Below are 19,428 nucleotides of genomic sequence, written 5' to 3' on the forward strand. Positions count from 1 at the left end.
CAGCGGCTACGCTGGCCACTTGTTCCTTTTCAGCGATGAACCTGATGCCATTGCGCCAGCGCCTTGAAAACCTTCCGGTCGGCCAGAAACTGCTGGCCGCCCTGCTGGTGCTGTTGACCACCGTTTTGCTGGTCGCCAACCTGACCTTTATCAGTGCCGCGTATTACATCTCCCAGGAAAGCATGGCCCCCCAGGCCCTGCAGACCATCGGCCGACTGGTGTCCAACCCGAGCCTGGTGTCCGACGCCCTGAAGTCGCCGCAAAACGCCGAACGCCTGCTCAACGAACTCAACAGTTATTCACCACTGCGTGCGGCAGCCCTTTACGACGGCACGGGTACGCGTCTGGCGCAGCTGCAACACGGCGACATGCTGAGCCTGCCAGAGCACTACCAGCACCTCGAAGCCTGGCAAGCCACGGAGTTTCGCAGCAATCAAGTGATCACCCTGCCCCGCCCCGGCACCGCTCCCGGGCATTTGCTGCTGGTGGCCAGCAGCGAATTGCCGATGGCGTTCTACACCGGGACCCTGACCGCCAGCCTGGGGATTCTGATCTTCAGCGTGCTGTTGTGGCTGGTGATCGCCCGGCAGATCAAACGCCTGATTACCCGCCCCATCCATCAGCTCGAAGAGCTGTCCCGGCAAGTCACCCGGGAAGAGAACTACGCCCTGCGCGCCTCTCGCGGCAACCACGACGAAATCGGCAGCCTCGCCGAAGCGTTCAACACCATGCTCTCGCGCATCGAGGCCCGGGAGCAGCAGCTCAAACGCGCCCGCGACGATTCCCAGGCGGCTTACGACCAGGCCCAGGGGCTGGCCGAAGAAACCCGTCACACCAACCGCAAGCTGGAACTGGAAGTTCAGGTGCGGAGCAAGATCGAGAAAAAACTTACCGGTTTCCAGAACTACCTCAACAGCATCATCGACTCCATGCCATCGGCACTGATCGCCCTCGACGAGCAGCTTTACGTGACCCAGTGGAATCAGGAGGCCAGCGCACTGTCCGGCACGCGCCTGGACGAAGCCTTGAACCAGCCGATCTTTCTCGCCTTCAAACCCCTCAAGCCGTTCCTGCCGCAGCTCAAGCAAACCGTCGAGCAGCATACGGTGGCCAAGATCGAACGCGTTACCTGGCCCAAGGACGACGAACCCCGGCATTACGCCCTGACGTTCTACCCGTTGATGGGCGGTGCCGGACGTGGCGTGGTCATCCGGATCGACGACATCACCCAGCGTCTGTCCCTGGAAGAGATGATGGTGCAGTCGGAAAAAATGCTCTCGGTCGGCGGCCTCGCCGCCGGTATGGCCCATGAGATCAACAACCCGCTGGGCGCGATCCTGCACAACGTGCAGAACATTCGTCGACGTCTGTCCCCCGACCTGCCGAAGAACCTCGAACAGGCCGAGCAAATGGGCATCGAACTGGAAACGGTCAATAAGTACCTGAAAGCGCGTGAAGTACCGCAGCTGCTCGACGGCATTCAGCAGGCTGGCGCGCGGGCGGCGAAGATCGTGACCCACATGCTCAGCTTCAGCCGCCGCAGCACTCGGCAAATGGCGCCATGCGACCTGCCGGCACTGATCGATCAAGCGGTGGAAATCGCCGGCAACGACTTCGACCTGGCCATCGGCTTCGACTTCAAGGGCCAGGCGATCATTCGCCAGTTCGATCCGGCGCTGGGCCCGGTACCCGGCACCGCCAACGAACTGGAACAGGTGCTGCTCAACCTGCTGAAAAACGCTGCGCAAGCCATTCACCAGCGTACAGACGACCGCGAACCGGGGCGGATCATTCTGCGCACAAAACTGAATCCGCCGTGGGCGGAAATCCAGGTCGAGGACAACGGCATCGGCATGAGCGAAAGCGTGCGCAAACGCACGTTCGAGCCGTTCTTCACCACCAAGGAAATCGGTCAGGGCACCGGTCTTGGGCTCTCGGTTTCGTATTTCATCATCACCAACAACCACAAGGGCCAGATGGAAGTGCAATCGACGCCGGGCCAAGGCACTTGCTTCACCTTGCGCCTGCCTTTGTCGGGCACTGCGGTGAACTCTCAAGAACTCAATCAGCTGTCGAGGTAACCATGGGCTTTCGTTTGTCGAAGATTTACACCCGCACCGGTGACAAAGGCGAAACCGGGCTTGGTGACGGCCGCCGGGTGCCCAAGGACCATCCGCGAATCGAGGCCATTGGCGAGGTCGATACGCTGAACAGCCAGGTGGGCGTGCTGTTGGCCGGGTTGGCGGCGCAAAGTGGCGAGTTTCCCGGGCTTGGCGAAGTGATCGAGGTATTGGCGCCCTGCCAGCATCGGTTGTTCGACCTCGGTGGCGAACTGGCGATGCCGGTGTATCAGGCACTGAACACGGCAGAAATCGAACGGCTGGAAGCGGCCATTGATGTGTGGAATGAAGAGCTGGGGCCGCTGGAGAATTTCATTCTGCCCGGCGGTTCGGCGCTGATTGCCCAGGCCCACGTGTGCCGCAGCCTGGCGCGTAGTGCCGAACGCCGGTGTCAGCAGTTGAATACGATCGAACCGTTGGCCGGGGTGGGCCTGGCGTATATCAATCGGTTGTCGGATTTGTTGTTTGTGGCGGCACGGTTGATTGCCAAGCGCCAGGGGATTGCCGAGATTTTATGGCAGCCTGCGGCGAAACCTTCAAACTGATCGACTGATCATTCCCACGCGGAGCGTGGGAATGATCACAGCACTGCAAATCAAGCCTCAGGCCAGAACGCCCGAATCCCCGCCACACCTTGCGCGCCCGCTTCCCAGGCTTTCTGCCGCTCTACCGGGCCAACACCACCCAACAAGAACACCGGTTTGCTGAAGCCTTCGATCAAAGTCGACGCCAGCTCCCAACCCAGCGGCTGAGCATCCGGGTGCGTCTGGGTCGGCTGCACCGGCGACAGGGTCACAAAGTCCACGCCCATCTGCTCGGCCAGCGCCAGCTCTTCAGCGTTGTGGCAGGACGCCGCCAACCAGCGCGACGCCGGTAGCGGTCGGCCGGCCGCCGCGTACTTGCGCAACTGCGCGGCAGTGATGTGCCAGCCGGCGGACGGAAAGTCCCCCAGCCATTCAAACGGCCCCTTGATCATCAACTGCGCCTTGCCGGCACACAGCCCTGCCGCGTCCACCGCCAAATCGCGGTATTGCGGGTCATAGCCATTGGGCGCACGCAACTGAATCAGCTTGATGCCGCCCGCGATGGCTTTCTGAATACCGCGCAGCAAGGCCGGGGTTTCCAGACCGTCCGGGGTGATCAGGTACTCGCCAGGCAAGCGTGCTGCCGAGACGATCGGCTGGTTGGCGGCCGGAAACTCGTAGTCCAGCAGTTCCCGCGCAGTCACCCAGGCCAAAGGCTGACCTTCGGCACCATGGGGTTCGCCGGTAAACGCCGAGACTTCCCAGACATCCAGCAACACCTGCTTGTCCGGGTAGTCGTGGCGAACCTTGATCAACGGTCGCGCGGTATTGACCACGATGCCCAACTCTTCGTGAAGCTCGCGGGCCAGGGCGGTTTCGACGGATTCGTTATCCTCGACCTTGCCACCGGGGAACTCCCACAAGCCGCCCTGATGCTGGGTGTCGGCACGCCGGGCGATGAGGATCTTGCCGTTGCTATCGCGGATAACCGCCGCGGCCACGTGTACTCGTTTCACTGCCCGACCTCCTCCAGACCTGCCTTCTGCCAGGCCTTGAAAGCTGGCCATTGGTAAATGGTTTCGACATAGGCTGCATCGACCTCGGGCAGCTTCACTTGATAGGTGCGCAGGCGGACGGCGATCGGTGCGAAAAACGCATCGGCCAGGGTCGCGCCACCGAACAGGAACGGGCCGGCTTCAGTCGCGGCCGCACGACATTCAGCCCACAACGCCAGCATGCGCTCGATCTCGGCCTGAACGTCAGGCGGAGTCGGCACCAACGGCGCATTGTGGCTCAGGTCGAACGGCATGTTGCCGCGCATGGCGAAGAAACCGCTGTGCATCTGCGCGCAAGCCGAACGCGCTTGGGCTCGGGCGGCGGTGTCTTTGGGCCAGAGGCCGGCATCGGGGAATTGCTCGGCCAGGTACTCGGCAATCGCCAGCGAATCGGCGATGGTGCCGTGTTCGCTTTTCAGCAGCGGGACTTTCCCGGTCGGCGAATGCTTGAGCACGCGTGCGCGGGTGTCCGGCTGGTTCAGCTTGATCAGTTCTTCGGTGTAGGACGCGCCGGTCAGGTCGAGGGCCAGCGCGGCGCGCAGGGACCAGGAAGAATACAGTTTGTCGCCGATGATCAGGTGGAGGCTCATGTTCGGGCGCCTTTTGGTAAGAGTACAAGCCAGAATCTTTAGCGTCTGGTGGTCCGTCTTCGCGGGCAAGTCGGATCGCCGCACAGCTCGCTCCTACAGGTGGTGTGACCTGTAGGAACGAGGTTTGCCCGCGAAAGCGATCTGTCTTACGTGCGGTACTCGGCGTTGATCTTCACGTATTCGTGGGACAGGTCGGTGGTCCAGATGGTTTCGCTGCAATCGCCGCGACCCAGCTCGATGCGGATGGTGATTTCTTCCTGCTGCATCACCGCCGCGCCCTGGGCTTCGGTGTAGGTGGCAGAACGCGCGCCACGGCTGGCGATGCACACCTCGCCAAGGAATACGTCGATCTTGCTCACGTCCAGGTTCGGTACACCGGCACGGCCTACAGCGGCCAGGATGCGGCCCCAGTTCGGGTCGGAGGCGAACAGCGCAGTCTTGATCAGCGGCGAGTGGGCCACGGTGTAACCGACGTCCAGGCATTCCTGGTGATTGCCGCCGCCGTTGACTTCAACGGTGACGAACTTGGTCGCGCCTTCGCCGTCACGCACGATGGCCTGGGCTACGTCCATGCACACTTCGAATACCGCTTGTTTCAACTTGGCGAACAGCTCGCCTTCGGCACGGGTGATTTCCGGCAGTGCGGCCTTGCCGGTGGCGATCAGCATGCAGCAGTCGTTAGTCGAGGTGTCGCCGTCGATGGTGATGCGGTTGAACGACTTGTTGGCGCCGTCCAGCAGCAGGTTTTGCAGCACCTCGCGGGAGACTTTGGCGTCGGTGGCGATGTAACCGAGCATGGTCGCCATGTTCGGGCGAATCATGCCCGCGCCTTTGCTGATGCCGGTGACAGTGATGGTCACGCCGTCATGCTGGAACTGACGGCTGGCGCCCTTGGGCAGGGTGTCGGTGGTCATGATGCCGGTGGCGGCAGCTTCCCAGTTGTTTTCCGACAAATCATCGAGGGCAGCTTGCAACGCGCCTTCGATTTTCTCGACCGGCAGCGGTTCGCCGATCACGCCGGTGGAATACGGCAGCACCAGGCTGGCATCAACGCCGGTCAGCTCAGCCAGCTTGGCGCAGGTGCGCTCGGCGGCGGCCAGGCCTGGTTCGCCGGTGCCGGCGTTGGCATTGCCAGTGTTGGTCAGCAGGTAACGTACCGGACCTTGCACGCGTTGCTTGGCCAGGATCACGGGAGCGGCGCAAAAGGCGTTCAGGGTGAACACGCCCGCCACTGTGGAACCTTCGGCACAGCGCATGACCACGACATCCTTGCGCCCCGGGCGCTTGATACCGGCCGAGGCGATACCGAGTTCAAAACCGGCAACCGGGTGCAACGTTGGCAAAGGACCAAGACCAACAGCCATGAATGCGCTCCTTAAAAAATGTTGGCACCGTCAGTGCGATGGACGGTGGTTTAAATGGCAAAACGCCGCGACGGCAGAAGCCGGTCGCGGCGCGGGTATTTCAGCGTTTGAAACGGGGTTTACTGGATCTGCCCGTGGCAATGCTTGTACTTCTTGCCCGAGCCGCAGTAGCACAGCTCGTTGCGGCCCAGTTTCTGCTCGTTGCGTACCGGTGCGGTGGCGAGAGCTACATCGATCTCTTCACCCAACACTTCCGGTTGCTCCAGGCCAGGCGCTTCGTCGTGCTGGAACTGCATGCGCGCAGCCAGCGCCTCGGCTTCCTGACGCAGACGTTGCTCTTCGGCTTCCGGATCTTCGCGGCGCACCTGAACGTGCGACAGCACACGAATCGAGTCGCGCTTGATCGAATCCAGCAGCTCGGAGAACAAGGTGAAGGACTCGCGCTTGTACTCTTGCTTCGGGTTCTTCTGCGCATAACCACGCAAGTGAATGCCGTGACGCAGGTGATCCATGGTCGACAGGTGGTCTTTCCACAGGTCGTCGAGCACGCGCAGTACGATTTGCTTCTCGAAGGAGCGCAGTGCTTCGGCACCGGCCTGGTCTTCTTTCTCGTTGTACGCGGCGATCAGTTCGTTGAGCAGCTTCTCACGCAGGGTTTCTTCGTACAGGTGGTCGTCTTCGTCGAGCCATTGCTGGATCGGCAGCGCCACACCGAAGTCGCTCTGCAACGCCGCTTCCAGACCGGACACGTCCCACTGCTCAGGCAGCGATTGTGGCGGAATGTGTGCGCTGACGGTTGCGTTGAGCACGTCCTGACGGAAATCGGCAATGGTTTCGCCAATGTTGTCGGCGGCCAACAAACTGTTACGCATGTGATAGATCACTTTACGTTGTTCGTTGTTGACGTCGTCGAACTCAAGCAGCTGCTTACGGATGTCGAAGTTGCGGCCTTCAACCTTGCGCTGAGCCTTCTCGATGGCGTTGGTCACCATGCGGTGTTCAATCGCTTCACCGGACTGCATGCCCAGCGCCTTCATGAAGTTCTTCACCCGGTCAGAGGCGAAGATGCGCATCAGGCTGTCTTCCAGCGACAGGTAGAAACGGCTGGAACCGGCGTCGCCCTGACGACCGGCACGACCGCGCAACTGGTTATCGATACGACGCGATTCGTGACGCTCGGAAGCGATCACCTGCAAGCCGCCCGACTCCAGCACTTGCTGGTGACGTTTCTGCCAGTCGGCCTTGATCTGGGCAATCTGCTCAGGGGTCGGGTCTTCCAAGGACGCCACTTCCACTTCCCAGTTACCGCCCAACAGGATGTCGGTACCACGACCGGCCATGTTGGTGGCGATGGTCAGTGCACCCGGACGACCGGCCTGAGCGATGATTTCGGCTTCTTTTTCGTGGAACTTGGCGTTCAGAACCTTGTGTTCGATGCCTTCCTTCTGAAGCAGGCCGGACATGTGCTCGGACGTTTCGATGGTGGCGGTACCCACCAGCACTGGACGGCCCTGAGCCATGCACTCCTTGATGTCGCCGATGATCGCCGCGTATTTCTCTTCGGCGGTCAGGAACACCAGGTCGTTGTAGTCTTTACGCGCCAACGGCTTGTTCGGCGGGATGACCATGACCTGCAGGCCATAGATCTGATGGAATTCGAACGCTTCGGTGTCCGCGGTACCGGTCATGCCGGACAGCTTGTTGTACAGACGGAAGTAGTTCTGGAACGTGGTCGACGCCAGGGTCTGGCTCTCGGCCTGGATGTTCAGGTTTTCCTTGGCTTCGATGGCCTGGTGCAGACCTTCGGACAAACGGCGACCCGGCATGGTACGGCCGGTGTGTTCGTCGACCAGCACCACCTGACCGTCCTGCACGATGTACTCGACATTGCGATGGAACAGTTTGTGCGCACGCAGGCCGGCATAGACGTGAGTCAGCAAGCCCAGGTTATGCGCCGAATACAGGCTCTCGCCTTCAGCCAGCAGGCCGACGCGGGTGAGCATTTCTTCGATGAACTGGTGACCGGCTTCGTTGAGTTCGACCTGACGGGTCTTCTCGTCGATGGTGTAATGGCCGGCCTTGGTGACTTCCCCTTCGACTTCCTCGATGTGCAATTCAAGCTGCGGGATCAGTTTGTTGATCTCGATGTACAGCTTGGAGCTGTCCTCGGCCTGACCGGAGATGATCAGCGGGGTACGGGCTTCGTCGATGAGGATGGAGTCGACTTCGTCGATCACGGCAAAATTGAGTTCGCGCTGGAATTTTTCTTCCATGCTGAACGCCATGTTGTCGCGCAAGTAGTCGAAACCGAATTCGTTGTTGGTGCCGTAGGTGATGTCGGCGGCGTAAGCGGCGCGCTTCTCTTCCGGCGGCTGGAATGGCGTGACCACGCCGACCGTCATGCCAAGGAATTCGTAGAGCGGACGCATCCAGTTGGCGTCACGACGGGCCAGGTAGTCGTTCACCGTCACAACGTGCACGCCCTTGCCGGACAGCGCGTTGAGGTAAACGCCCAGTGTTGCCACCAGGGTCTTGCCTTCACCGGTACGCATTTCCGCGATCATGCCTTCATGCAAGGTCATGCCGCCGATCAGCTGGACRTCGWAGTGGCGCATACCCATGACGCGCTTACCGGCTTCGCGGGCGACCGCAAAGGCTTCTGGCAGCAGCTTGTCGAGGGTTTCCCCTTTGGCGAGGCGGGCCTTGAACTCGTTGGTCTTGGCACGCAATTGATCGTCCGAAAGGGCCACCATTTGCTCTTCGAAGGCATTGACGAGCTGCACCGTCTTGAGCATGCGTTTGACTTCACGCTCGTTCTTGCTTCCAAAAAGTTTCTTTAACAAAGGCGCAAACATATCGGCAGGATCTTCCACACTAAAGGGATGGAGGGCGGCCCCGTGAGTCGCCCGTGCAGCCCTCATGGCCGCATGCGAACGAGCATTCTACCCGGAAACGATGGTGAGGAAAGTGGCGTTGTTCCACGATGCATGCACTGCGCTGTGACGGGGCTCACTTAAAATAAGGGCTTTTTACTGAACTTCAACCCATTGAGGGTACAAGTTACTCGTTGATTTAATGGGTAAAGCGCTCGTAAAGCAATGGGTCGGGACCAGCGGGTGCTTTCTGTTACCATGGCCGTTCTGTTACTTCAGGTGTTCGATCATGGCATTTCGCCCTCTCACGGCCAGAGCACCCGCCGTTCTGCTTCGCGAAGCCAAACCGCTGAAAGCCATCTTTGGCCACGCTCAACGCCTGGGTCATTTGCAACGTCTGGTGGAAAGCCAGCTGCAACCGGCCGCCCGCGAGCATTGCCATGTGGCGTCGTGGCGCGAAGGCAGTTTATTGCTGATTGTCACCGACGGTCACTGGGCCACCCGCCTGCGTTATCAACAAAAGCGTCTGCAACGCCAGTTACAGCTGTTCGACGAGTTCGCCAGCCTGACGCGGATCCTGTTCAAGGTGCAGCCACCGACCGTTCAGCAAGGAGCGGCTGGGCATACCATGGATTTGTCGACGGATGCCGCGGCGACCATTCAGGCGACGGCTGACGGGATTACCGACCCGAATCTAAGGGCGGCGCTGGAGCGCCTTGCGGCGCACGCAAAACCTAAATCCTGACTCAAATTTAATGTGGGAGCGCCACACCGCCGCTCCCACATTTTGACTGCGTACACTCGCTAGCGGCGCTTACTGCCCCCAAGCAATGACCCCATCAACCCGCGTACCAGTTGTCGGCCCAATTGATTGGCCGCCTGTCGCATCGCCGATTTAAGCGCCTGTCCTGCGGCCGTACCGAGGAATTCCCCAGCCTGTTCGGTGAAACTCGGCTCTTCGGGGGCAGGTTTGCCCGGCGCGGTTTCAGGCCCCGGCGCCAACCCCTTGCGCCCCATCAGCACTTCATAGGCCGATTCGCGATCAACCGGTTTGTCATATCGCCCTTTAAACGGCGAACCGGCAATCAGCACCGTGCGCTCAGTCTCGGTCAGCGGACCGATCCGCGATTGCGGCGGTGCGACCAGTACACGCTGGACCATCTCCGGCGTGCCCTTGTCCTGCAAGGTGCCGACCAACGCCTCGCCGATGCCCAGCTCAGTCAACACCGACAAGGCATCAAATGCCGGGTTCGGCCGGAAGCCCTCGGCCACTGCCCGCAGGGATTTCTGCTCTTTGGCGGTGAACGCGCGCAAGCCATGCTGAACACGCAGGCCCAACTGAGCCAGCACATCATCCGGTAAGTCCCCCGGCGATTGGGTGACGAAATACACGCCCACGCCTTTCGAACGGATCAGCCGCACCACTTGTTCCAGACGATCCTGCAACGCCTTGGGCGTACCGGCGAACAACAAGTGCGCCTCGTCGAAAAACAGCGCCAGCAGCGGTTTATCGGCATCGCCGCGTTCCGGCAGTTGCTCGAACAATTCAGCCAGCAACCACAGCAGGAACGTCGCGTAGACCTTCGGCGCTTCGTGCACCAGACGGCTGGCGTCGAGCAAATGGATGCGCCCGCGACCGTCCATCGCCGGTTGCAAAATATCTTCCAGTTGCAGTGCCGGTTCACCGAACAACGCTTCGGCGCCCTGCTGTTCCAGCGTCGCCAAACGGCGCAACAGTGCCTGGCTGGAACCGGTGGTCATCAGTGCCGCGTCATCGCCCAGCAATTCGGGGTTATCGCGCAGATGATTGAGCAGCGCCTTCAAATCCTTCAAATCCAGCAGCAACAGCCCTTCGCGGTCGGCCACCTTGAACGCGGCATAAAGTGCCGACTGCTGACTGTCGGTCAGCTCCAGCAGGCTGCCGAGCAGCAACGGCCCCATTTCGCTCAAGGTGGTGCGCAATGGATGACCGGACTGACCGTGAATATCCCACAGGGTTACCGGATACGCCTGAGGCTTATGGTTCAGCCAGGGCATGCCGGCGATCCGCTCCGCGACCTTGCCTTGAGGGTTACCGGCGGCGCCCAGGCCGCACAAGTCGCCTTTGATATCCGCCGCGAACACCGCCACGCCTGCATCGCTGAACGCTTCGGCCAGGCGCTGCAACGTAACGGTTTTACCGGTCCCGGTAGCGCCCGCTACCAAACCGTGACGGTTCGCCAGGCGCATGGCCTGGGCGATTGGCTGGCCAGCGAGGTCAGCGCCGATAACGAGTTGCGATGAGTCAGGCATTTTGTCACCCATGGTTAATCTTTGATCCTGCATGGCCGATAACAACCGAGAGACCAGACTGAAAATAGCGTCGGTAATTCCCTAAGGAGAGACGGAACTATCAGCTTACTTTCAACACTGCCCAATTTGCGTGCCTTTATAAAAGCACGCCCTGGACATTAAGACCTAGCGGACCCCAAGCCATGAATAAAAACCTGCGCTTCAGCCATAAAATACTGCTTGCCGCCGCCCTGATCGTTATCGCCGCATTCGCTTCGTTCACACTGTACAACGACTATTTGCAGCGCAATGCGATACGCCGCGACCTGGACAACTACCTGCAAGAAATGGGTAACGTCACCGCCAAGAACATTCAGACCTGGCTGGCGGGTCGTAGCCTGTTGATCGAAAACCTGTCACAGACCGTTGCCCTGAACGCCGAGACCGACAACGTCGCCAAACTGCTGGAACAGAAGGCTGTCACATCGACCTTCATGGGTGCCTACCTGGGCAACAAGGATGGCACCTTCATTATCCGTCCGGACAGCAAGATGCCCGACGGCTATGACCCTCGCGTCCGCCCTTGGTACAAGAGCGCGCAAAGCACCAGCGGGTCAGCCTTGACCGAACCTTACATCGACCTGGCGTCTGGCCAGTTGGTGATTTCCATCGTCGACAGCGTTCTCAAGGACGGTCAGAACATCGGTGTGGTCGGTGGCGACCTGAGCCTGCAAGCGATCACCGACAGCCTCAACGCGCTGGACTTCGACGGCATGGGCTATGCGTTCCTGGTCAGCGCCGACGGCAAGATCCTGGTCCACCCGGACAAAACGCTGGCGATGAAAAACCTCAAGGACGTCTACCCACAAGACACGCCCGTCATCGGTAATAAGCCGAGCGAGATCGAAGTCGACGGCAAAACCCGCATCGTGACCTTCACCCCGATCAAGGGACTGTCCTCGGTCAACTGGTACATCGGCCTGTCGGTGGACAAGGACAAAGCCTTCTCCATGCTCAGCGAATTCCGCACCTCGGCGATCATCGCGACCCTGATTGCAGTGGCCATCATCATTGGCTTGCTGGGCATGCTGATCCGCCTGCTGATCCAGCCGCTGCACGTGATGACCCGCGCCATGGAAGACATCGCCGACGGTGAAGGCGACCTGACCAAACGCCTGACCATCCAGAATCAGGACGAATTCGGCGTCCTTGGCACGGCGTTCAATCGTTTCGTGGAGCGAATTCATACATCGATCCGCGAAGTGTCCTCGGCCACCGGCCAGGTCAACGAAGTGGCCTTGCGGGTGGTGGCGGCCTCGAACTCGTCGATGTTCAACTCCGACCAGCAAGCTTCGCGCACCAACAGCGTCGCCGCGGCCATCAACCAGCTCGGCGCCGCGGCTCAGGAAATCGCCCGTAACGCCGCCCAGGCATCGAATCAGGCCAGCGATGCCCGCAGCCTGGCCGAAGACGGCCAGCAAGTGGTGGATCGCAGCATTGCCGCGATGAATCAGCTGTCGAGCATGCTCAGCGCTTCGAGCACCAACATCGAATCGCTGAACAGCAAAACCGTGAACATCGGGCAGATTCTCGAAGTGATCACCAGCATTTCCCAGCAAACCAACCTGCTGGCGCTCAACGCCGCCATCGAAGCAGCGCGGGCCGGTGAAGCCGGGCGCGGTTTTGCCGTGGTGGCCGACGAGGTACGCAACCTGGCGCACCGCACACAGGAGTCGGCGCAACAGGTGCAGACCATGATCGAGGAGCTGCAAGTCGGCGCCCGTGAATCCGTCAGCACCATGAGCGACAGCCAGCGCCACAGCCAGGACAGCGTGGAAATCGCCAACCTGGCGGGCGAGCGCCTGAACAGCGTGACGTTGCGCATCGGCGAAATCGACGGCATGAACCAGTCGGTGGCCACGGCGACCGAGGAACAGACGGCAGTGGTGGAGTCGATCAATGTGGACATCACCGAGATCAACACGCTGAACCAGGAAGGCGTGGAAAACCTGCAATCGACCCTGCGGGCGTGCTCGGACCTTGAGCAGCAGGCCTCGCGCTTGAAGCAATTGGTGGGCAGTTTCCGTATCTAGCGTCTGTTCACAGACACCGTGGCGAGGGAGCTTGCTCCCGCTGGGTCGCAAAGCGACCCAAAAATCGGGATTGAAGGTGTGTCAGATTGAACACACCAGCTGATTTTACGACTGCTTCGCAGCCGAGCGGGAGCACGCTCCCTCGCCACACAACAGTCCAAAGCCCTCGGCATCGCCGCAAAACCCAACCGAACATCTATCCTTCATATAGGTCAACCAAAGGGAGCACATCGAACCCGGAGGGATGTTCATCGTGCATATCGCTGACATAACCATGTTCTACGCCCCTGCCAGCGGTGGCGTGCGCACGTATCTGGATGCCAAGCACCGTCGTTTGGGCATCAAACCCGGCATTTGCCATAGCCTGCTGATCCCAGGGGCGCATTTGAGTGAACAGGATGGTGTCTATACGGTTCCGGCCCCCGCCCTGCCCTTCGGCAAGGGTTATCGCTTCCCCCTCCGTCTCGGGCCGTGGCGCAATGTTCTGCGAGATTTACAACCCGATCTGATTGAAGTCGGCGACCCTTACCTGACCGCCTGGGCCGCTTTGGACGCCAAGCGCCAACTCGATGTGCCGGTAATCGGTTTTTATCACTCCGACCTGCCGATGCTGGTCAGCAATCGCATGGGCAACTGGGTTACACCCAATGTCGAGGCTTATGTCAGCAAGCTCTACGGCAACTTCGACCGGGTTCTGGCGCCAAGCCAGGTCATGGCCGACAAACTGATCGGGTTGGGGGTGAAGAACGTTTTCGTACAGCCCTTGGGCGTCGACCTGCAAACGTTCAACCCCAGCGTTCGGGATCCAGGCCTGCGGGCCGAATTGGGCATCGATGAAAACACTCACCTGCTGATCTTCGCCGGCCGCGGCTCCAAGGAAAAAAACCTGCCGGTGCTGCTCAACTGCATGAAACGCCTGGGGCGTCGCTACCACTTGCTGCTGGTGGGCTCGTCGATGCCGACCCTGGTGCCGCGCAATGTCACCGTCCTCGATGAATTCTGCCCGGCAGCGCAAGTCGCACGCCTGATGGCCAGCGCCGACGCGCTGGTGCATGCCGGCGACCAGGAAACCTTTGGCCTGGTGGTTCTCGAAGCCATGGCCAGTGGCATTCCCGTGGTGGCCGTGGCGGCCGGGGCTTTCCAGGAGATTGTCACCGATCAATGCGGCTTGCTCTGCGCGCCGAACAATCCAGTGGCGATGGCCAACACCGTTCGCGAACTGTTCAGCCAAGGCAGCGCCGCGTTGGGCAAACAGGCCCGACGGCATGTCGAGCAACATTACGCCTGGGACACCGTGGTCCACAGCCTGCTGGGGCACTATCACGCCGTACTCGGCACGCAATGGCCGCTGATCGCCAATGGCTGAGCCCATGAACACACCCAGTCTGTTGTTGGTGCTACACGACGTTGCACCGCAGACCTGGCCCGATTACCAGGCCTTCGTCGAAGCCGTCGACGCACTGGGTACAGTGCCGATGACCTGGCTGGTGGTGCCGAATTTCCACAAACATGACGACCTTGACGCACATCCGGAGTTTCGACGTTTGCTGAGCCGTCGCGTCGCTCGCGGCGACGAACTGGTACTGCACGGTTACTACCATTGCGATGAAGGGGCGATTCCCACCACTCCCCGAGACTGGTTCATGCGCAGGATCTATACCCATGAAGGCGAGTTCTATGACCTGCCTCTAGACGCCGCCCTCGCCCGCCTGCGCGCCGGAATCGAGGTATTCCATCGCTACAACTGGCCGCTCGAAGGCTTTGTCGCCCCCGCCTGGCTGATGAGCGAAGGCACCCGTCAGGCGTTGCGTCAGTTACCGCTGCGCTACACCAGCGATTCGCAGCACCTGTATCGTTTGCCGGATTTCACTGCGATCGATGCCCCAGGCCTGGTCTGGAGCGCACGCAGCGCCTGGCGCCGTGGCCTGTCGAAAATCGTCAGCGATCAGCGCGAACAGCGCTGGCGCCAGGCGCCGGTGATTCGTCTCGGCTTGCACCCGGTGGACATGCGCCATGAGTTCTCGCGTCAATATTGGCTGCAAACGCTCAAGCGCTTGCTCGACGAGGGCCGTGTGCCGATGACCAAGGCCGGTTGGTTGAAACTGCAACGCGACCCCATCGGTCGCGCAGCATGAGCCGGGGAATTCTGCTGGTCATCGCGCTGCTCGCTGCGGTGCTCATCCCGGCGTTGCTGGGCGGCGGCGAGACATGGTCGCGGTTGCAACGCTTCCCGCTGGAATGGCTGCTGATCATGTTCGGCATGATCCTGTTGTGCTGGGTGCTCAACACCCTGCGCTTGCGCCTGTTGCTGGGCGATCAGCGTGACAAGGTGAGCCGACTCAAAAGCCTCGGGGTGGTGATGTCCGCCGAGTTCGCCTACTGCGCCACCCCCGGCGGCAGTGGTGGACCGCTGACCATCATGGCCCTGTTGGCGCGCCACGGCGTGCGGCCGGCCAGGGGCAGCGCCGTGTTCGCCATGGACCAGTTGAGCGACTTGCTGTTTTTTCTCTGCGCGCTGAGCGCGATTCTGATTTATGCACTGTTCCAGCACCTCAGTCAGCGCCTGGAATGGATGCTGACGGTCAGCGCCATCTCGTTGTTCGGCGGGCTGTTCAGCTGTGTATTGATGGCTCGCTGCCACCGTTCGCTGATTCGCCTGAGTGGTCGGTTGCTCGCCCGTTTCAATGTCAAGGAAGCGACCCGGCTTCGTTGGGCGCGAAAGCTCCTGCACTTCCTGGCGGCATTCACCGACACACTGAAGTTACCCTTTCAAACATTGATCACGGTGTTTGCCCTGACCTGCCTGCATTGGATCTTGCGGTATAGCGTGCTGTATCTGGCATTACGCGGGCTGGGCGTGGACTTGCAATGGGCCTGGTGCGTTCTGATCCAGATGCTGTCATTGAGTGCGGGGCAATTCAGTCTGTTGCCGGGCGGTGCCGGGGCGGCGGAACTGACATCGGCGGCGCTGCTGGCGCCGATGGTGGGGAAATCCACCGCGGCGGCAGCGATTCTGATCTGGCGGACGGTGACTTATTACTTCTATCTGGTGGTCGGTGGCCCGGTGTTTCTGCTGATGCTCGGGCGGCCATTGCTGAAGAAGTTGATGAAGTTCAAGCAAGCTTAAAGATCGCCACAGGGTCTTTTCAGGCCCCCCTGGCTGTATCGTCGGAATCGTCCTGCAACTGCTCCCACAACTCGGCGGCGCCGGGAAACTCCGTGCCGTCTTCGGGGCTCAGGTCGTCCGGATCGTAGCGGCTCAAACAGCCCTCGCCCAATGTGGCGGGCGCCTTGGAAACGGCTTTATCCAGCGGATCGGCCATGGTCATGTCCTCGGTGCAGAAACGGCGAAGGGCCTGAAGCGATTGAACGCCCAGGCCCTTCGGATTTCAACCGTATGGTTGTCAGAACACGACGGTTTTGTTGCCGTGCACCAACACCCGGTCTTCCAGGTGGTAACGCAGGCCACGGGCCAGCACCATTTTCTCGACGTCACGACCGAAGCGCACCATGTCTTCAATACTGTCGCTGTGGCTGACACGCACCACGTCCTGCTCGATGATCGGACCGGCGTCCAACTCTTCGGTGACATAGTGGCAAGTGGCACCGATCAACTTCACACCGCGCATCGAAGCCTGATGATACGGCTTGGCGCCGACGAACGACGGCAGGAAGCTATGGTGAATGTTGATGACTTTGTGGGCATATTCGCTGCACAAGTCAGGCGGCAGAATCTGCATGTAACGAGCAAGTACCACCACTTCGGCGTCGTGCTGTTTGACCAGGCGCGAGACTTCGGCGAAGGCCGGTTCCTTGTCCTGTGGGTTGACCGGTACATGGTAGTAAGGAATACCGTGCCACTCGACCATGCTGCGCAAATCGTCATGGTTGGAAATCACGCAGGCGATTTCGCAGTCCAGTTCGTCGCTGTGCCAGCGGTGCAACAAGTCAGCCAGGCAATGGGACTCACGGCTGGCCATCAACACCACGCGCTTCTTCTGCTCGGTGTCGGTGATGCGCCAGTCCATCGAGAACTCTTGGGCAATCGGTGCAAACGCTTCGCGAAAGGCTTCGATACCGAAAGGCAGCGAATCAGCACGAATTTCGTGACGCATGAAGAACCAGCCACTCTGATTGTCCGAGTGATGGCTCGCTTCAGTGATCCAGCCGTTATGTGACGCCAGAAAGTTACTGACTTTAGCAACGATACCGACGCGGTCCGGGCAAGCAATCACCAGCCGAAAAGTGCGCATGAGGGGGAAACTCCAGAACTTCGCAAAGGCCGCCATTCTAGCGATTGCGCAGCAAAACTGCAGTATTGATGACGCGCGGCTGCGGATTGCGGTCATCGGCACAGGTTCCGGCGGTGCCATACGCCAGTGCATGGTGCTCTTGTAGCCAGCCTTCAAGAGGTTAACTGTGAATATTTGTGACGCTATTTAACTGCCTCTCCAATGTGTGTCCTATTCACCGCAACTAATTTAAGTAAAACTTCGGTTAAATGTTTACTTGATGAAACACCCTGACTATTATTGTCGCACTGTCACCCTGTCATCCAGCGCCAACATAAGGTAGTCCTCATGTCCTTGATCAACGAATATCGCGCCACCGAAGAAGCTATCAAAGAGCTGCAAGCCCGTTTGAAGAACCTGTCCCAAGACGACAAACTGCAAACCGAGCTGGAATTCGAAGGCAAATTGCGCACCCTGATGGGCGAATACTCCAAATCCCTGCGTGACATCATTGCCCTATTGGATCCAGAGTCCAAAACCAAGGCTCCACGTGGCGGCGCAGTAAAAACTACTGGCACCAAGCGTGCTCGCAAAGTTAAACAATACAAAAACCCGCACAACGGCGAAGTCATCGAAACCAAAGGTGGCAACCACAAAACTCTGAAAGAGTGGAAAGCCAAGTGGGGCGGTGACGTGGTTGAAGGCTGGGCTACCCTGCTGGGCTAAGCCGCAAGCGCGTCGCAGACTGATCCGCGACCAAAAGAACGCCAGCAAATGCTGGCGTTTTTTTATGCCCGGAATTCAATCGCAAGTCATTTTCGTTTTCAAATATTCAAACGTTTGCGTAATGCCTGGACATGAATCTGCCATTCATCCAGAACCTCTTGCTGAAACGATGTAGGACTAATCGTCAATTGGGCGGCAGCTGTCAGAAAACTTTCCAGCGTATTGGGAGCGCCCCACTCCGGCACGGACAAACGCTGCTGACAAAATATTCGCCAGCGTTCTTGCTCTTCCGGGCTCAACGTATCCGGAAAGTTGCGTGCGCGATAACGAAACAATAATTCGGGCAAACGTTCATCATCGAAAGGCCRCTGCTCTTGTGCTAATTGCGCAGGGTCGGCGGCTCTGACTTGCTCACATAGACGCCGATCCCGATCGCCGATAAAACCGTCGTATAACTGTTGCTCGGGGTCCAGGCTCGCGGCGAAATCCTCGCGGGCATAAACTCCCGAGACTTTATCTTGCCAAAGTTGTTGTGCGGCACTTAGCCGCAGCGCCCGTTCCTGATAGAGCGCCATGTCCAGCCCCAAACGTTGCTGATCTTCGGGACGAAGTACCGATAACGGCGCCACGACCGGGCACTTGTTGATGTGTATGAGCTTGAGCGGCACGGGCAGTTCGCCTTCGGCCAGATCGTCACGGCGTGTATAAAGCCGCTGACGCAAGGTTTCGGTATCCAGATCGAGCAGCCCCTGAGGGTCCAGGTGCAGGTCACAGACAATCAGCGCGTTGCGATTGCGTGGATGCCAGGCCAGTGGCAGTACCACGCCGACATAATGGCGGGCCGCCGAAAAGCGCCCGGAAATGTGCACCATCGGCTGCAACAGCCGAATCTGGTCCATCACCTTTTGTTTGCTGCGCAACTGAAACAGCCAGTCATACAACTTCGGCTGTTTTTCACGAATCAGACGCGCCAGGGCGATTGTGGCGCGAACATCCGATAGCGCCTCGTGGGCATTTCCGTGATCGATGCCATTGGCGGCGGTCAGGCGTTCGAGCTTGAGCGTCACCCGCCCTTCGTCATCCGTGGGCCAGACGAAGCCATCGGGACGCAACGCATAAGCCGCGCGCACGATGTCGATCAGGTCCCAGCGGCTGTTGCCGCCCTGCCACTCCCGTGCGTAGGGGTCGAAAAAGTTTCGATACAGGCTGTAACGGGTCATCTCGTCGTCGAAACGCAGCGTGTTGTACCCTGCCCCACAAGTGCCGGGCAGGGCGAGCTGGGCATGAACCCGTGTCATGAAATCGGCTTCGCTCAAACCTTGCTCGGCCAGAAGACCAGGCGTGATACCGGTGATCGCGCAAGCCGCCGGATGCGGCAGGATGTCGTCACTGGGCTGGCAGTAGAGATTGACCGGCTCGTCTATTTCATTGAGATCGAAGTCGGTGCGAATCCCCGCCACTTGCAACGGACGGTCGCAACGGGGGTTGATGCCAGTGGTTTCGTAGTCGTACCAGAAGATCGAGGTCACGGGTTGTTCCTGAACAGAAGACCGGCGAAGTCTAGGCGCACACAGGCTGCC

The 19,428-nt window shown here is 59.8% G+C and carries 16 protein-coding genes and 1 pseudogene; 9 read left to right on the plus strand and 8 right to left on the minus strand.

Annotated elements, in window-relative coordinates:
- Nucleotides 1-44 precede the first annotated feature (44 nt).
- Together AC1DIS_RS14960 and AC1DIS_RS14965 are read left to right on the plus strand one after the other, a co-directional pair.
- Nucleotides 45-2,081 (plus strand): sensor histidine kinase, encoded by a 2,037-nt coding sequence (locus AC1DIS_RS14960; RefSeq protein WP_064621203.1) that lies wholly within the window; start codon nucleotides 45-47, stop codon nucleotides 2,079-2,081.
- 2 nt (nucleotides 2,082-2,083) lie between these two features.
- Nucleotides 2,084-2,665, plus strand: a complete 582-nt coding sequence (locus AC1DIS_RS14965; RefSeq protein ID WP_018926513.1) for a cob(I)yrinic acid a,c-diamide adenosyltransferase — start codon at nucleotides 2,084-2,086, stop codon at nucleotides 2,663-2,665.
- 50 nt (nucleotides 2,666-2,715) lie between these two features.
- Here AC1DIS_RS14965 and AC1DIS_RS14970 read toward each other — a convergent pair whose 3' ends face one another.
- The 4 genes from AC1DIS_RS14970 to secA all read right to left on the minus strand — a co-directional run bounded on the left by AC1DIS_RS14970 (nucleotide 2,716) and on the right by secA (nucleotide 8,508).
- Entirely contained in the window at nucleotides 2,716-3,660 is a 945-nt protein-coding gene (locus AC1DIS_RS14970) for a Nudix family hydrolase (protein WP_258613217.1), read from the minus strand.
- A complete protein-coding gene (locus AC1DIS_RS14975) occupies nucleotides 3,657-4,289 on the minus strand; it encodes a glutathione S-transferase family protein (protein WP_064616347.1) in 633 nt (210 codons plus the stop codon). Before AC1DIS_RS14975 ends, AC1DIS_RS14970 begins: the two co-directional genes overlap by 4 nt.
- Nucleotides 4,290-4,435: 146 nt before the next feature.
- Nucleotides 4,436-5,653, minus strand: a complete 1,218-nt coding sequence (gene argJ / locus AC1DIS_RS14980; protein WP_019581492.1) for a bifunctional glutamate N-acetyltransferase/amino-acid acetyltransferase ArgJ — start codon at nucleotides 5,651-5,653, stop codon at nucleotides 4,436-4,438.
- 119 nt (nucleotides 5,654-5,772) lie between these two features.
- On the minus strand, nucleotides 5,773-8,508 hold the full coding sequence (gene secA, locus AC1DIS_RS14985) for a preprotein translocase subunit SecA (RefSeq protein WP_477780948.1): 2,736 nt from the start codon (nucleotides 8,506-8,508) through the stop codon (nucleotides 5,773-5,775).
- A gap of 307 nt (nucleotides 8,509-8,815) precedes the next feature.
- Between secA and AC1DIS_RS14990 the strand changes: the two genes are divergently transcribed.
- On the plus strand, nucleotides 8,816-9,271 hold the full coding sequence (locus tag AC1DIS_RS14990; protein WP_018926518.1) for a DUF721 domain-containing protein: 456 nt from the start codon (nucleotides 8,816-8,818) through the stop codon (nucleotides 9,269-9,271).
- Between the two features lie 59 nt (nucleotides 9,272-9,330).
- Here AC1DIS_RS14990 and AC1DIS_RS14995 read toward each other — a convergent pair whose 3' ends face one another.
- Nucleotides 9,331-10,818, minus strand: a complete 1,488-nt coding sequence (locus AC1DIS_RS14995) for a helicase HerA-like domain-containing protein (protein WP_477744547.1) — start codon at nucleotides 10,816-10,818, stop codon at nucleotides 9,331-9,333.
- A 182-nt stretch (nucleotides 10,819-11,000) separates the two neighbouring features.
- Here AC1DIS_RS14995 and AC1DIS_RS15000 point away from each other — a divergent pair.
- The 5 genes and pseudogenes from AC1DIS_RS15000 to AC1DIS_RS15020 all read left to right on the plus strand — a co-directional run.
- Nucleotides 11,001-12,032 (plus strand): annotated as a pseudogene (locus AC1DIS_RS15000) (HAMP domain-containing protein); the annotation flags it as partial.
- A gap of 93 nt (nucleotides 12,033-12,125) precedes the next feature.
- Nucleotides 12,126-12,890, plus strand: a complete 765-nt coding sequence (locus AC1DIS_RS15005; RefSeq protein ID WP_477744554.1) for a methyl-accepting chemotaxis protein — start codon at nucleotides 12,126-12,128, stop codon at nucleotides 12,888-12,890.
- Nucleotides 12,891-13,134: 244 nt separating this feature from the next.
- A complete protein-coding gene (locus AC1DIS_RS15010) occupies nucleotides 13,135-14,256 on the plus strand; it encodes a glycosyltransferase family 4 protein (RefSeq protein ID WP_018926521.1) in 1,122 nt (373 codons plus the stop codon).
- Nucleotides 14,249-15,025 carry a DUF2334 domain-containing protein gene (locus AC1DIS_RS15015; protein ID WP_477744546.1) on the plus strand — a complete coding sequence of 259 codons (777 nt, stop codon included), beginning with the start codon at nucleotides 14,249-14,251 and terminating at the stop codon, nucleotides 15,023-15,025. The genes AC1DIS_RS15010 and AC1DIS_RS15015 overlap by 8 nt, the downstream gene beginning before the upstream one ends.
- Nucleotides 15,022-16,017, plus strand: a complete 996-nt coding sequence (locus tag AC1DIS_RS15020; protein ID WP_477748811.1) for a lysylphosphatidylglycerol synthase transmembrane domain-containing protein — start codon at nucleotides 15,022-15,024, stop codon at nucleotides 16,015-16,017. The genes AC1DIS_RS15015 and AC1DIS_RS15020 overlap by 4 nt, the downstream gene beginning before the upstream one ends.
- 19 nt (nucleotides 16,018-16,036) lie before the next feature.
- Here AC1DIS_RS15020 and AC1DIS_RS15025 read toward each other — a convergent pair whose 3' ends face one another.
- Entirely contained in the window at nucleotides 16,037-16,213 is a 177-nt protein-coding gene (locus AC1DIS_RS15025; protein WP_258613212.1) for a hypothetical protein, read from the minus strand.
- An 81-nt stretch (nucleotides 16,214-16,294) separates the two neighbouring features.
- Complete coding sequence (purU, locus tag AC1DIS_RS15030; protein ID WP_018926525.1) at nucleotides 16,295-17,143, minus strand: formyltetrahydrofolate deformylase; 849 nt, start codon at nucleotides 17,141-17,143, stop codon at nucleotides 16,295-16,297.
- Nucleotides 17,144-17,470: 327 nt separating this feature from the next.
- On the opposite strand from purU, the gene mvaT reads away from it, so the two are divergent.
- The gene (gene mvaT / locus AC1DIS_RS15035; RefSeq protein WP_007933316.1) at nucleotides 17,471-17,848 is read left to right on the plus strand and encodes a histone-like nucleoid-structuring protein MvaT; all 378 of its coding nucleotides are present in this window, start codon (nucleotides 17,471-17,473) and stop codon (nucleotides 17,846-17,848) included.
- A gap of 98 nt (nucleotides 17,849-17,946) precedes the next feature.
- Here the strand turns inward: mvaT and sbcB are convergent, their stop codons facing one another.
- A complete protein-coding gene (gene sbcB, locus AC1DIS_RS15040) occupies nucleotides 17,947-19,377 on the minus strand; it encodes an exodeoxyribonuclease I (protein WP_477780949.1) in 1,431 nt (476 codons plus the stop codon).
- Between the last annotated feature and the right edge of the window lie 51 nt (nucleotides 19,378-19,428).

The sequence above is a fragment of the Pseudomonas sp. 05N433 genome, assembly GCF_056396925.1.

What these genes read in the sequence shown, in the direction of transcription:
- AC1DIS_RS14960 (WP_064621203.1), top strand. Translation starts at nt 45, where the DNA reads ATGCCATTGCGCCAGCGCCTTGAAAACCTTCCGGTCGGCCAGAAACTG.
- AC1DIS_RS14965 (WP_018926513.1), top strand. Translation starts at nt 2,084, where the DNA reads ATGGGCTTTCGTTTGTCGAAGATTTACACCCGCACCGGTGACAAAGGC.
- AC1DIS_RS14975 (WP_064616347.1), bottom strand. Translation starts at nt 4,289, where the DNA reads ATGAGCCTCCACCTGATCATCGGCGACAAACTGTATTCTTCCTGGTCC.
- argJ (WP_019581492.1), bottom strand. Translation starts at nt 5,653, where the DNA reads ATGGCTGTTGGTCTTGGTCCTTTGCCAACGTTGCACCCGGTTGCCGGT.
- AC1DIS_RS14990 (WP_018926518.1), top strand. Translation starts at nt 8,816, where the DNA reads ATGGCATTTCGCCCTCTCACGGCCAGAGCACCCGCCGTTCTGCTTCGC.
- AC1DIS_RS14995 (WP_477744547.1), bottom strand. Translation starts at nt 10,818, where the DNA reads ATGCCTGACTCATCGCAACTCGTTATCGGCGCTGACCTCGCTGGCCAG.
- AC1DIS_RS15005 (WP_477744554.1), top strand. Translation starts at nt 12,126, where the DNA reads ATGTTCAACTCCGACCAGCAAGCTTCGCGCACCAACAGCGTCGCCGCG.
- AC1DIS_RS15010 (WP_018926521.1), top strand. Translation starts at nt 13,135, where the DNA reads ATGTTCATCGTGCATATCGCTGACATAACCATGTTCTACGCCCCTGCC.
- AC1DIS_RS15015 (WP_477744546.1), top strand. Translation starts at nt 14,249, where the DNA reads ATGGCTGAGCCCATGAACACACCCAGTCTGTTGTTGGTGCTACACGAC.
- AC1DIS_RS15020 (WP_477748811.1), top strand. Translation starts at nt 15,022, where the DNA reads ATGAGCCGGGGAATTCTGCTGGTCATCGCGCTGCTCGCTGCGGTGCTC.
- AC1DIS_RS15025 (WP_258613212.1), bottom strand. Translation starts at nt 16,213, where the DNA reads ATGGCCGATCCGCTGGATAAAGCCGTTTCCAAGGCGCCCGCCACATTG.
- purU (WP_018926525.1), bottom strand. Translation starts at nt 17,143, where the DNA reads ATGCGCACTTTTCGGCTGGTGATTGCTTGCCCGGACCGCGTCGGTATC.
- mvaT (WP_007933316.1), top strand. Translation starts at nt 17,471, where the DNA reads ATGTCCTTGATCAACGAATATCGCGCCACCGAAGAAGCTATCAAAGAG.